Here is a 13,174-nt window from a genome sequence, read left to right as displayed (position 1 = left end):
AAATTCAAAGGATGAGTCGCTATCTTTTAATCCTATTCTTTTTCCTTCAGGCTTTCAGTAGTTTTGGGCAGTTTCTCATCAAAGGTAAAGTCACTGATGCAGAGACCGGAGATCCTATTCCATTTGCTGCCGTCTTACTCAAAGGCACTTCGACTGGCCAAAATACCGATTTTGAAGGTTTTTTTGAAATCGAAACCTCGGTTTTAGTAGACAGTATTCAGGTCAGTTATCTGGGCTATATCAGCCAATCCAAAGCTTTGTCTCAAACCAATGAACAGGTGGTTAATTTTCAATTGCGCCCTGCGGATCTGGAGCTGGAGACCTTTGTATTCGAAGCGGGAGAAAACCCTGCTTTTGAAATTATCAGACAAGTTGTTACCCGTAAAAATGACTTTGATAAGCGTCAGTTAGAAGCTTACCAAACAAGCAATTATACCAAAATCGAAATCGATATTGATCATCTTTCGGAAAGCTTTACCAATCGCCGGACGGTCCGAAAAGTTACTTCGGTATTGGATAGTATTCGCCAGCTGACCAACGATGAAGGGGAGAAGATACTTCCGGTATTTTTTTCGGAAACCCTGAGTAAATTTTATTATCGAAACAATCCTGTCTTAAAAAAGGAAATCGTCGAAAAATCAAAAGTCACCGGAGTGGGAATCACCGATGGATCGACTACTTCCCAGATTACAGGCTCAGCATTTCAAGAATATAATTTCTACAAAAATTGGCTGACTATCGTCGAAAAGGAATTTATATCCCCGATAGCCGACGGATGGAAGACTTTTTATGATTACGATTTGATGGATTCGGTTTTGGTGGGAAATGATTCTTGCTATTTGCTCAAAGTAATTCCAAGACGAGAACAGGATTTGGCTTTTGAGGGGTTTATTTGGATCAATAAAAATACCTATGCGCTCAAGCAAGTGGATCTAACGATTCCCAAAAGCGCCAATCTAAACTTTATCGAGCGGATCAAAATCCAACAGGAACTGGTACCTACAAGCGCAGGACCGCTTATTCCCTCCAAAACCCGAGTGCAAGTCAAAATCGGACAAGTCACTCCCAAAACAGCAGGACTGCTGGCGAAATTTTATACCGCCTCGGATAGCATCATACTCGGAGAGCCTCAACCTACCGCTTTTTTTAATAATGCAGTCGAGCTCAAGCCCGATTTCGGGGACGCAAGTGAGGAGTTTTGGGCTGCAAACCGGGTTGATCCCTTGAGTTCGGAGGAGCTTTCCATCCTTCAGATGGTCGATACGCTTAAAAAAATCCCAATTATCCGGTTTTATTCCGAGGGGCTTAAGTTTTTTGCAACGGGATTTTTGCCGGTGGGAAAAATTGATATCGGACCATGGACGGAATTCGGCAACTTTAATAATGTGGAAGGCCTCCGAGGGGGATTGGGCTTACGCACCAATTATAAGTTTAGTAACAAGTGGGCTTTTCAGGGCTACTTAGCTTATGGATTTGTCGATGAGCGATTTAAATACAGTGTCTCGGCTAAACATATTTTGGATCGAAAACGCTGGACAACTTTGGAACTCAAATCCAGCCGGGAAATTGACCAGGTAGGCCTGGAAATGGAATCTTTGGAGGGGAACTCCATTTTTCTGGCCGCTAGCCGTTTTGGAACGCTCCGAAGACCATTTCTGAGTACCAATCAGCGGTTGACTTTTCAGCGGGAGTTTTTCAAAGGCTTCTTGTTTTCTGCCGGAGTCAATGTTGCCCAATTTGATCCTTTGTTTGATTTTTACTATCGGGAAAAGGACAGCGGAGACCTGAAATCACGCTTTGAAACGACGGAAGTGAGAACGGGCTTACGTTATGGTCGGGATGAAATCATCATTATCAATGACAATGAACGGGCTTCCTTTGGTCCGTCCCGATGGCCGATATTTGAGGTGAATTATGCCAAAGGGCTGCAATGGCTCGGTGGAGACTTGGACTATCATAAGTTGAATTTTTACCTGTATCAAAAGCTGAATATGGGGCTTTTTGGGATTTCACGCTATGAAGTGGATGCCGGAAAGGTATTCGGAGAAGTGCCTTATCCGATTTTGAAAAACCATTTGGGAAATGAAACGCTCTTCTACACCACGGCAGCATTTAATACGATGAACTTTAACGAGTTTGCTTCGGATCAATTTGTCAGTTTACGCTACCGGCATTTCTTTGAAGGATTTCTGCTCAACCGGATTCCCTTGATTAAAAAGCTGAAATGGCGCGCGGTGGCCAATGCCAATGTGCTGTTTGGTTCGGTTTCCGATCAGAATATCGAAAATGTCCCCGGTATCGACCCCGCCGGAAACCCGATTGAAACTTTGGGAAGATTAGATCCCAACAAACCCTACGTGGAGTTGGGTTATGGGATCGAAAATATTTTTAAGTTTTTCCGGGTGGATTTTATTCATCGGATGACCTACTTGGATGTTCCTGAAGCCAATCCATTTGTGGTAAAGGTCAGTGCGCAGATTATTTTGTAAAAAAATTTTGTTTGAAAAAAAAACGATTAGTTTAGAGGAATAGTCTAACTCAGAGATCTTTATCGATCAGATGATTTCATTTTTAAAGTCCCAATCATGAAAAATCTATTCCAAAAAGCTTTTATCTCAGTTTTGATCTTGGCCTTAGCTATTTCCTTTGGGGCAACGGCCCAGACCGAACCCGGGGCTTTCACCGCAAAAAAAGGGGTTTATTTTGAAGTCGGGGGAAGTTCTGGATTTTATGCGATTAACTACAGCAAGATTTTCCATCAAAAAGGGAAGCTAAAGCTGAATGCCAGTGCAGGTTTTTCTATATGGCCTAAAGAAATATAGACTCGAAGACTAGTTGGCTCCCTGCTTTGCCATTAGAGATATCTGCACTATATGGCAAATCAAATCATCATCTGGAATTGGGTATGGGATTCACTTCTTATTTAAACACAAGCTTTGATTTTGATTCGGAAACATTTGAAACAATCAATAAAGTAGTTTTTGACGCCTTTATTCCTCTTAGAGTTGGATACAGGTACCAAAAACCGGAAGGGGGATTCTTTTTCAGAATTGGTTATACGCCATTTTTTAATGTTCCGGTAAGAGCTGGGAAAATTTGGTCTTTCAATCCTTATTGGGCCGGACTAAGTTTTGGGAAGAGTTTTTGAGAAAGTTGTGTACGTTTTTCACCAAGCAAGCTGGTATAATAGTGATTTATTTTTAGATGAAAATTATAAACCAATTTGTATTGTATCTAAAATTGGCAAATTTTAAGTAAATTTTGAATTGATATGGCTACTGTGGATAATTTAAGAAATGAATTAATTGAGAAAATACTTTCCATCAATAATAAGGCATTTTTGGAGGCGATTGATCAGCTGATTTCTTCTGGTTCTTCTGCATTAGAAATGTCAGAATTGACAGAAGATCAAAAGAAGATGTTGAAAATGAGTGAGGAGGATAGTAAAAATGGGAAGTTAATTTCACAAGAAGCCATGGACAAAAGAAATCTGGAATGGCTAAACGCAATGTAGTTTGGACAAAAACAGCAGACCTTCAATTTATCGGTGTTTTAGAATATTGGGTTAATCGAAATAAGTCCACTATCTACTCAAAAAAACTTTTAGATTTAGTTTCAAAAAAAACAAGGCAACTATCCAAAAGACCATTTATTTACAAGTCCACAGAATTCAATGGAGTAAGGGTCGCTCCAATGGGTAATTTTAGTATCTATTACAAAGTTGATGACCTTCAAATCATCATTGTGGCATTTTGGGACAATCTTCAAGACCCCAAGGAACTTTTTAGTGCCTTAAAAAAGTCAAAAGAAAGTAAATAAGACAGTTTTTGGCTTTTTCAGAAGTCAGATTTTTACAAAATCCAGTGGATATTCAAAATTGATTTACACATTCCTTTCGCCTAAATTTTTCCTTTGTGATCACTCTTCGCATATTTGCATCTTAAACCAAACGCCTGTTTGTAAAGGCTTATTTATTTTATGTCAAAACCCATTAAAATTACCCTTCCGGATGGATCGGAAAGGGAGTACGAAAAAGGAACTACCGGACTACAGATTGCTGCCAGTATCAGCGAGGGTTTAGCCCGGAATGTCCTAGCCGCAAAAGTCAACGGTCAGGTGTGGGATGCTACCCGTGCCATCGAGCAGGATTCCAACGTTCAGCTGTTGACCTGGAATGACGGGGAAGGGAAAAACACCTTTTGGCATTCTTCCGCCCACTTATTGGCTGAAGCTTTGGAAGCGCTTTATCCTGGAATCAAGTTCGGTATCGGCCCGCCAATCGAAACGGGTTTTTACTACGATGTAGATTTTGGCGATCATACCTTGGACGGATCCGAATTGGAAAAGATCGAGCAAAAAATGATCGAACTGGCTCGGGAGAAGAATGAGTATGTCCGAAAAGCCATTTCAAAGAAAGACGCCATCGCTTACTATCAAGAAAAAGGCGACGAGTATAAACTGGATCTTCTGGAAGGATTGGAAGACGGTTCGATCACTTTTTATGAGCAGGGAAATTTCACCGACCTTTGTCGGGGCCCACATATTCCCAATACCGGTTTTATCAAAGCGGTCAAGCTGACCAATATAGCTGGAGCTTATTGGAGAGGGGACGAAAAGCGAAAAATGCTAACCCGCATCTACGGGGTCACTTTCCCCAAGGCAAAAGAGCTTCAGGAATACCTTACCTTATTGGAAGAAGCTAAAAAGCGGGATCACCGTAAGATCGGGCGGGAATTGGAATTGTTTACTTTTTCTGAAAAAGTAGGACAGGGGCTTCCACTTTGGCTACCAAAAGGGACACTTTTGCGCGAGCGATTGGTCGCTTTTATGAAAAAAGCCCAAGACAAATCAGGATACGAGCAAGTGACCACGCCTCATATCGGGCACAAAGTGCTGTATGAGACTTCTGGTCATTATGAAAAATACGGAAAGGATTCCTTTCAGCCGATTCATACTCCACATGAAGGGGAGGAGTTTTTGCTCAAACCTATGAACTGCCCTCATCACTGTGAAATCTATAAGCATAAGCCGCGATCGTACAAGGATTTGCCGATTCGTTATGCTGAATTTGGAACGGTCTATCGCTACGAGCAAAGTGGAGAGTTGCATGGATTGACCCGGGTGAGAGGATTTACCCAAGATGATGCCCATATTTTCTGCCGTCCGGAGCAAGTAAAGGAAGAGTTTATCAAAGTGATTGATTTGGTGCTTTATGTGTTCAAAGCTCTGGGTTTTGAAGATTACACTGCCCAGATTTCCCTTCGGGATCCCGAAAACAAGCAGAAATACATCGGAACGGACGAGGCTTGGGCCAAAGCCGAAGCTGCGATTATCGAGGCTGCAGCCGAAAAAGGCTTGGAAACCGTCACCGAATTGGGTGAAGCGGCTTTTTATGGCCCGAAACTTGATTTTATGGTCAAGGATGCGTTGGGAAGAAAATGGCAGTTGGGGACCATCCAAGTAGATTATAACCTACCTGAGCGATTTGAATTGGAATACATCGGTTCGGACAATGCAAAGCACAGACCTGTGATGATTCACCGGGCGCCTTTTGGTTCCTTGGAGCGATTTGTGGCAGTATTGATTGAGCACTGTGCGGGTAATTTTCCACTTTGGCTTTCACCGGAGCAGATTAATATTCTGCCGATTTCTGAGAAATTTATCACTTATGCTGAGGAAGTTAAATCCTTATTGGAGGACGCTGGAATCACCGGAAGTATTGACAATCGGGATGAAAAGATCGGTCGTAAAATCAGAGATTCGGAGGTGAAGAAAGTGCCTTTTATGCTTATTGTAGGAGAGAAAGAGCAGGAGAATCGCGTGCTATCTGTGAGGAAGCACGGAGAAGGAGACCTAGGTAACTACTCAATCGAGGAGTTTATTCAGTATTTTCAGGGGATTATTTCAGAATCATTGAGTAAGGAATAAGTTGGTAAAATATTATTCCGCTTTTTTCGAATAAAAATAATTCCGATATTTGCAGTCAATTTCACAAAAACAACAACAGCTAACTTGAGAGACAGACAACCACACAGAGGTCGACAAGAAGAACCATACAAGGTAAATCAACGAATCAGAGCAAGAGAAGTACGTGTAGTAGGGGATTTTGTAGAAGGCGGAAACGCAGTGATGCCTACCGACAAAGCCATCAAACTTGCCGAAGAAAACGACTTGGACTTGGTCGAGATTTCACCCACTGTCAATCCTCCCGTATGTAAGATTTTGGATTATGCCAAGTTTAAGTACGAGCAAAAGAAAAAGCAAAAGGAAATCAAGGCCAATGCTGCAAAAGTTGTTTTGAAGGAAATCCGTTTTGGTCCGAATACCGATGATCATGATTTCAACTTTAAATTGAAGCATGCCATCAGTTTCCTGAAAGAAGGAGCCAAAGTCAAAGCCTATGTGCATTTTGTGGGTAGAAGTATTGTCTTCAAAGAAAGAGGAGAGATGCTTTTATTGAAATTTGCCCAGGCTCTCGAAGATTATGGTGCAGTGGAGCAGCTACCGAAATTAGAAGGAAAGCGAATGAATATTTTCATCGCACCCAAGCAGTCGAAAAAATAATTTCAACTAAATAAATACAGTAAGATGCCTAAAGTAAAAACTAAATCAAGTGCAAAAAAGCGGTTTGCCTTAACAGGAACCGGCAAAATCAAAAGGAAACATGCTTTCAAAAGCCACATCCTGACCAAGAAAGCCACCAAAAGAAAGCGTAACTTAACCAAAACTGGTTTGGTTCACGAGTCTGATGAGGGCCGAGTACGTGACATGTTGAGAATCTGATCAACCTGTCCATTAATTAATTAAGGTTTATTTATTCACCAGATGCGTTGGTTCTAAAGATTTCGATTAATTCGGAGCACCAAGCGTCAAAAAACAAAAAACTATGCCTAGATCGGTAAACGCGGTAGCGTCAAGAGCAAGAAGAAAAAAAGTGCTAAAGGCCACAAAAGGTTACTTCGGAAGAGGTAAAAATGTATGGACCGTAGCCAAAAACAAGTATGAGAAAGGTCTTCAGTATGCATACAGAGACAGAAAAGCAAAGAAACGTGAATTCAGAGCATTGTGGATTCAGCGAATCAATGCCGGTGCTCGTGAGCATGGGATTTCCTACTCTCAGTTTATGGGGATGTTGAAAAAAGCTGACATCGAGCTAAACCGTAAGGTTTTGGCTGATTTGGCGATGAATCACCCAGAGGCATTCAAAGCTGTAGTTGAAAGAGTAAAATAAGGTAGGCACACCTTATTTTGCGGAAAGCCTTCCTTCGGGGAGGCTTTTTTTTTCTCCATTAATTCATTTCTAAAAGAGGTTTCCGTTTCCGAAAGCCTTGGTAGTCCCGGGAATTGGGAGGAGATTTGAATTTACCTACGATAGGCAGACGCGTGTTCGCCGCGCCAGGGTGCTATGTGGTAGCAGATATTAATCTTGACGCTATTTGTAAAAAGGTAAGATATATTTTTTGATCCAATCACGGCCTTTACCAGATTTCAGTTCCTTTTCTCTGGCAAGAGCATCTTTCTTCGTTTTAAAAAACTCCACATAAATAACAATCCAAGGTCGATATCTAATTGTATAACCTTTGGTTGATTTTTGATTATGGAAATGGAATCTTGTAATTAAGTCAGAAGTCATACCGGTGTATGTCTTTCTTGTTGAAGGAGAATAAAGTATATAAACAACGAATTCATCCATATCCTAAAAATAAAAAAGGCCTCTGAAAATTCAGAGACCTTTGTAGCGAGAGGGAGATTTGAACTCCCGACCTCAGGGTTATGAATCCTGCGCTCTAACCAACTGAGCTACCTCGCCAGAATTATTTAATTCACTAATTCAATTTTCTTATTAGGATTTGAATTTACCTGCTGGAGGCAGGCTCCCGTCCGCCGCGGCGGATATGAATCCTGCTCCCGATAACTTTCGGGATACCTCGCCAGAATTATTTAATTCACTAATTCAATTTTCTTATTAGGATTTGAATTTACCTGCTGGAGGCAGGCTCCCTTACGCCATAGCGCCTGCCTACCGCAGGCAGGGATATGAATCCTGCTCCCGATAACTATCGGGATACCTCGCCATAATTTTCTTCAATATTTATTTTTTGGTATCGAAAGTTCGAATTAATGCCTATATTATGACACAGTCGAAATCGAATAAATCAGGACTGAAAATCGTTTATTTTCATCGTGAATTCCTCCCTGATAAATGGGAATGCAAATATGAGGTCTTGTGCTGTGAAATGCAAGTTGACGTTCTTTAAAAAAGTGAAATTTTCACTGCTGAATTTAAAAAATCATGGTTAAAAATAAGTTTGTAGCTGATTATCAAATTAATGCCTCAAAGAAAATTGTTTTTCAGTATTTAAGTACTGCTAGCGGTTTGGAGGAGTGGTTTGCTGATGAGGTGAGGATTAATGAAGACAAAGTTTATATCTTCAATTTTGATGGCGAGGATCATCCCGCCAGACTTGCCTCACAGAGAATTAACTCGCATGTGAAATTTGAGTTTTTTGATCCCACTAATGCGGATGAAAAAGATCATGCTTTCATTGAGTTTAAACTTGAAGAAAATGAATTGACGCAAACGCTTTTTCTGAAGGTTATCGACTACTCAGACGGGTATGATGATGATGAACTGACAGCTATTTGGGAGGGTTTGGTTGGAAAACTGAAAGAAATAATTGGTGGTTAATTCAATCTAAATCACCAATTTTGAACCTCAAAAATCTTTGTTTCGTATTGGAGACGGGGAAGAGGATTTTCTATGAAGAAATTAGATAAATTAATACTAGGCTCTTTTATAGGGCCATTTTTATTGACTTTTGTGGTGGTTGACTTCATTTTGTTGATCGTCAACATGCTTAAATATTTTGATGAAATTTTTGGTAAAGGACTGAGTTTTTGGATCTACGCCGAACTGATCGGTTATTTTGTGATTAGCATTTCTCCGATGGCCTTGCCTTTGGCGGTATTGCTTTCCAGCTTGATGACTTTCGGAAATCTTGGGGAACACTTTGAGATCACCGCCATCAAAAGCAGTGGGATTTCCTTGGTGAGGGCACTTAGACCGATCGGCGTTTTCACCGTATTTTTGGTAATAGCGGCTTTTTTTTCCAATAATTATCTGGTTCCCAAAGTCAACCTCAAAACCTTCAGTCTGCTCTACGACATTCGGATGAAGTCTCCGGCTTTGGATATTCGGGAAGGGGTATTTTATGCGGGTATCCCAGGATACAGCATCAAAGTGAATCAGAAACTGAATGACAATGACCTGAGAGATATCATTATTTACAATCACAGCGCGGGAACTGGAAATTTGGATATGACCGTGGCTGATTCCGGACGGATGGAGAAATTTTTTAATGAAAATTATATGAAGCTCACGCTTTATAATGGAACCAATTACCATGAAGAAAGGGGAATGCGTGGAATTTCAGAAAAACCAATTCCCTTTAACCGGACGACTTTTGACGAAAACATAATTGTTTTTGACCTAGACGAGTTTCAACTCAGCCGGACTCCGGAAGATCTCTGGTCCACCAATCGATCCATCAAAAACATCTCTCAAATCAAGCTGGGGTTGGATTCGATTAGTACTCTGGTTAACGAACAGCAATTTCAAAATTACAAGCAAGCTGAGAGTATTTACCCTTTTTTTGCACGGACTAGAAATCTGGATCCGCTCCAACCCATTATGGAAAAAAAGGCAATTGCGGATTCGTTACGTGCCGAAATGAGTAGAAAAGAGCGCTTGGAGATGGATTCTTTAAAAAACGTTTTGGAGGATCGGGGTAAAGATACCGTACTGCTGGATTTCAAAGAAAGTCTTGGCGTGACCTTGGATTCTAGTGGTTCGCTTCCGGTTTCTGCCGCTAAACCGGCCAACCCTAGAGTCGATTCACTTTTGCGAGCTAAAAGACCCAGTTCCCTCAGCCCTCAGCGCAGATTAGAGGAAGCAATGGTGGATAATCCTGTGGCCGATGATCCAACTGATCGGAAAGTAACTATCACCCGAACCGAACCTTTGACGGATGATGAGCGGGATTTGATTGACTCTTTAATCAATAAAAGAGGCTATCGCTCCAATGCTCTGACTATGGCGCTTAACAATTCCCGAAACTTGAAAAATAATTTTCAGGTGAAAAAGGTGCAGATTGATAATTACGAGCGCGAATTCAGAAGGTTTGAGATTTCCTGGTATCAAAAGTACACTCAGGCTTTTGCCTGCTTTGTGATGTTTTTGATTGGAGCACCATTAGGAGCGATTATCAAGAAAGGTGGCTTGGGCATGCCGGTTTTGGTTTCTATTATATTTTTCATTGTTTACTATATGCTTACCATTACGGGTGAAAAATGGGCGAAGGAAGGTGTCACAGATCCGCTGATCGGAACTTGGTTTTCTTGTGTGATGCTTTTGCCATTTGGTTTGTTCTTTTTGAAACAGGCTCGAAAAGATGCCCGGTTATTCGAGCCGGATTTTTACATAGAATGGTGGAAATCGACACAAAAACGACTGAAGAGAAGAGTTTCAAAAACCGCTTGATATTTTCTAATTTGGAATATAAACCTTACCTTTGTAGCTGTTTTAATTAATTTAGCTAAACATGTATTTAACATCAGAGAAAAAACAAGAGTTGTTTAAAAATCATGGACGGTTAAAATCTGAAACTGACACAGGATCACCTGAGTCTCAGATTGCCCTCTTTACTCACAGGATTCAGCATTTGACTGAACATTTGAAGTCCAACAAAATGGACCACTCCTCAAGACTTGGATTGCTTAAGCTCGTAGGTAAGCGCAGAAGCTTGCTCGATTACTTAATCAAAACTGACATTGAGCGATACAGAGCGATTATTGCTGAACTAGGAATCAGAAAATAACGAATCAAGGTAAGGTTCTCTTTTGGAGGACCTTACTTTTTTCTTTTTAAACTGGATGCCTTAATTTTTAAAACGAAAAAATAATACAAATCATAATTTATGTTACCAAATTTAATCACTAAGACCATCACCCTTAAGGATGGTAGAGAAATCACTATTGAAACCGGCGCATTGGCAAAGCAAGCTGATGGTTCTGTTGTAGTACGAATGGGGAAAGCCATGCTTTTGGCTACGGTAGTATCCAAAAAAGAGGCTGGAGAAGGAGTCGACTTTTTGCCTATGTCTGTGGATTATCAAGAAAAATTCGCAGCATCCGGAAAAATTCCCGGAGGTTTTTTGAAGCGGGAAGGAAGACTTTCCGATTATGAAATTCTAATCAGCCGTATCGTTGATCGAGCGATTCGTCCTATTTTCCCGGACGACTATCATGCCGATACTCAAATTGCCATAACGTTGATGTCCTCAGATGATGAGGTTTTGCCGGATTGTTTGGCAGGATTGGCAGCATCCGCAGCTTTAGCTGTTTCTGACATTCCGTTTAATGGTCCTATTTCAGAAGTTCGTGTAGCGAAGATCGACGGTCAATTAATCATCAACCCTAAACCAAGTGATCTTGAAAAAGCTTCTTTGGAATTTATAGTAGCGGGATCTTTGGATTTCATTTTGATGGTAGAGGGTGAAGCTAACGAAATCCAAGAGGATGAAATGGTTGAGGCCATGGAATTTGCCCATGAGGAGATCAAGCGTCATTGTCAAGTACAACTTGAGCTGACCAAAGAAGTAGGAAAAGAACAAAAACGAGAGTACAATCACGAGAAATCTGATCCAGCACTGTTTGATAAGATGCGGTCAGAGCTTTATGATAAGTTATACCAGTCTGTTTCTAAGCAAATTGCCAACAAGAGCGAGCGATCTGCTCTGATCAAAGAGATCAAAGATCAATTTGTGGAAGCATTGGGTGAGGAGCATGAATTTGAGGCGAGTTTGATCGGTCCGTATTTCCATAAGATTCACAAAGAGGCCGCAAGAAACTTCACATTAGACTCCAAAAAACGAATGGATGGTCGGGATCTTACCGAGGTTAGACCGATTTGGTCTGTGGTAGATTACCTTCCTTCGGCGCATGGCTCGGCAGTATTTACCAGAGGAGAAACGCAATCCGTTACTACTTGTACATTAGGTACCAAAATGGACGAGCAGATGGTTGACGGCGCGGTAATCTCCGGATACAATAAATTTTTCCTTCATTACAATTTTCCTGGATTTTCTACTGGCGAAGTAAAGCCAAACCGTGGTCCGGGTAGAAGAGAAGTAGGGCACGGAAACTTGGCGATGAGAGCCTTGAAAAAAGTATTGCCTTCCGAAATCGAAAATCCGTACACTATCCGGATTGTATCTGATATTTTAGAATCCAATGGTTCTTCATCGATGGCTACCGTTTGTGCGGGTTCATTGGCACTTATGGATGCCGGAGTGAAAATCAAAGCACCGGTTACCGGAATTGCGATGGGGATGATATCCGACGCCAAAACCGGAAAATATGCCATCCTTTCTGATATTTTGGGTGATGAGGATCATCTGGGAGATATGGATTTTAAAGTCACTGGTACCCAAAAAGGAATCACGGCTTGTCAGATGGACTTGAAAGTAGAGGGCTTGGATTACTCCGTATTGAAAGAAGCACTTCATCAGGCAAAAGAGGGAAGACTGCATATTTTGAATGAAATCAATAAGACACTTGCTGCCCCTAAGCCGGACTTGAAGCCTCATACTCCTCGTTCTTTTGTGATGATGATTCCTAAGGAATTGATCGGAGCGGTAATCGGACCTGGTGGTAAGGTAATCCAAGAGATTCAAAAAGACACGAGCACAACTATTGTAATCGAAGAAGTCGACAATCAGGGCAAAATCAACGTATTCTCTGCTAATCAGGACAATATGGACGCTGCCCTTCAGCGGATCAAAGCAATCGTCGCCCAGCCTGAGATAGGAGAGACCTATACCGGAAAAGTGAAAAATATTCAGCCTTTCGGTGCCTTTGTGGAATTTATGCCTGGCAAAGATGGTTTACTGCATATATCTGAGATCAAATGGGAGCGTCTAGAAAGTATGGAAGGCGTCCTCGAACCCGGAGAAGAAATCGTCGTTAAGTTGATCGACGTAGACAAAAAGACCGGTAAATTCAAGCTTTCCAGAAAAGTTTTGATCCCAAAACCTGAAAAACAGGAACCAAAAGGTTAAGATTAACCTTCCTTTGATTACATTCAATATCTAAAAATCAATTACACATATCATAA

13 protein-coding genes and 1 tRNA gene are annotated in these 13,174 nt (G+C 41.2%); 12 read left to right on the top strand and 2 right to left on the bottom strand.

All coding sequences use genetic code 11. The annotated features are described in order from the left end of the window. The first annotated feature begins 11 nt into the window (after nt 1-11). From BM043_RS06010 to rplT, 8 genes are all read left to right on the top strand, one after another. A complete protein-coding gene (locus BM043_RS06010; protein WP_092789777.1) occupies nt 12-2,489 on the top strand; it encodes a DUF5686 and carboxypeptidase-like regulatory domain-containing protein in 2,478 nt (825 codons plus the stop codon). Between the two features lie 96 nt (nt 2,490-2,585). Then, nucleotides 2,586-2,822 (top strand): hypothetical protein, encoded by a 237-nt coding sequence (locus tag BM043_RS06005; protein WP_092789775.1) that lies wholly within the window; start codon nt 2,586-2,588, stop codon nt 2,820-2,822. A gap of 449 nt (nt 2,823-3,271) precedes the next feature. Continuing rightward, a complete protein-coding gene (locus BM043_RS05995; RefSeq protein WP_092789771.1) occupies nt 3,272-3,514 on the top strand; it encodes a hypothetical protein in 243 nt (80 codons plus the stop codon). After that, complete coding sequence (locus BM043_RS05990) at nt 3,496-3,819, top strand: type II toxin-antitoxin system RelE/ParE family toxin (protein ID WP_092789769.1); 324 nt, start codon at nt 3,496-3,498, stop codon at nt 3,817-3,819. Before BM043_RS05995 ends, BM043_RS05990 begins: the two co-directional genes overlap by 19 nt. Before the next feature lie 159 nt (nt 3,820-3,978). Further along, nucleotides 3,979-5,928, top strand: coding sequence for a threonine--tRNA ligase (gene thrS, locus BM043_RS05985; protein WP_092789767.1), 1,950 nt, complete (start codon nt 3,979-3,981; stop codon nt 5,926-5,928). Between the two features lie 84 nt (nt 5,929-6,012). Then, nucleotides 6,013-6,564: a translation initiation factor IF-3 gene (infC, locus tag BM043_RS05980; protein ID WP_092789765.1), complete on the top strand. Its 552-nt coding sequence runs from the start codon at nt 6,013-6,015 to the stop codon at nt 6,562-6,564. Between the two features lie 24 nt (nt 6,565-6,588). Continuing rightward, nucleotides 6,589-6,783 carry a 50S ribosomal protein L35 gene (rpmI, locus tag BM043_RS05975; protein ID WP_087941465.1) on the top strand — a complete coding sequence of 65 codons (195 nt, stop codon included), beginning with the start codon at nt 6,589-6,591 and terminating at the stop codon, nt 6,781-6,783. A 103-nt stretch (nt 6,784-6,886) separates the two neighbouring features. Next, the gene (gene rplT, locus BM043_RS05970) at nt 6,887-7,231 is read left to right on the top strand and encodes a 50S ribosomal protein L20 (RefSeq protein WP_092789763.1); all 345 of its coding nucleotides are present in this window, start codon (nt 6,887-6,889) and stop codon (nt 7,229-7,231) included. A 201-nt stretch (nt 7,232-7,432) separates the two neighbouring features. On the opposite strand, the gene BM043_RS05965 is transcribed toward rplT, so the two are convergent. Next, a complete protein-coding gene (locus BM043_RS05965; protein WP_092789761.1) occupies nt 7,433-7,693 on the bottom strand; it encodes a GIY-YIG nuclease family protein in 261 nt (86 codons plus the stop codon). A 43-nt stretch (nt 7,694-7,736) separates the two neighbouring features. Continuing rightward, nucleotides 7,737-7,810 (bottom strand) — tRNA-Met (locus BM043_RS05960). Between the two features lie 483 nt (nt 7,811-8,293). Here BM043_RS05960 and BM043_RS05955 point away from each other — a divergent pair. The 4 genes from BM043_RS05955 to pnp all read left to right on the top strand — a co-directional run bounded on the left by BM043_RS05955 (nt 8,294) and on the right by pnp (nt 13,118). Further along, nucleotides 8,294-8,689 (top strand): START-like domain-containing protein, encoded by a 396-nt coding sequence (locus BM043_RS05955; RefSeq protein ID WP_092789759.1) that lies wholly within the window; start codon nt 8,294-8,296, stop codon nt 8,687-8,689. A 72-nt stretch (nt 8,690-8,761) separates the two neighbouring features. Further along, entirely contained in the window at nt 8,762-10,540 is a 1,779-nt protein-coding gene (locus BM043_RS05950) for an LptF/LptG family permease (protein WP_092789757.1), read from the top strand. Between the two features lie 61 nt (nt 10,541-10,601). Next, nucleotides 10,602-10,877 (top strand): 30S ribosomal protein S15, encoded by a 276-nt coding sequence (rpsO, locus tag BM043_RS05945; RefSeq protein WP_092789755.1) that lies wholly within the window; start codon nt 10,602-10,604, stop codon nt 10,875-10,877. A 99-nt stretch (nt 10,878-10,976) separates the two neighbouring features. Beyond that, on the top strand, nt 10,977-13,118 hold the full coding sequence (pnp, locus tag BM043_RS05940) for a polyribonucleotide nucleotidyltransferase (RefSeq protein ID WP_092789753.1): 2,142 nt from the start codon (nt 10,977-10,979) through the stop codon (nt 13,116-13,118). Nucleotides 13,119-13,174 lie beyond the last annotated feature (56 nt).

It is taken from the genome of Algoriphagus hitonicola, from assembly GCF_900113375.1.
In the GTDB taxonomy this organism is placed as follows: Bacteria; Bacteroidota; Bacteroidia; order Cytophagales; family Cyclobacteriaceae; genus Algoriphagus; species Algoriphagus hitonicola.
The sequence above is the reverse complement of the archived record's forward strand: the minus strand, read 5'-3'. Positions and strand labels throughout refer to the sequence as shown.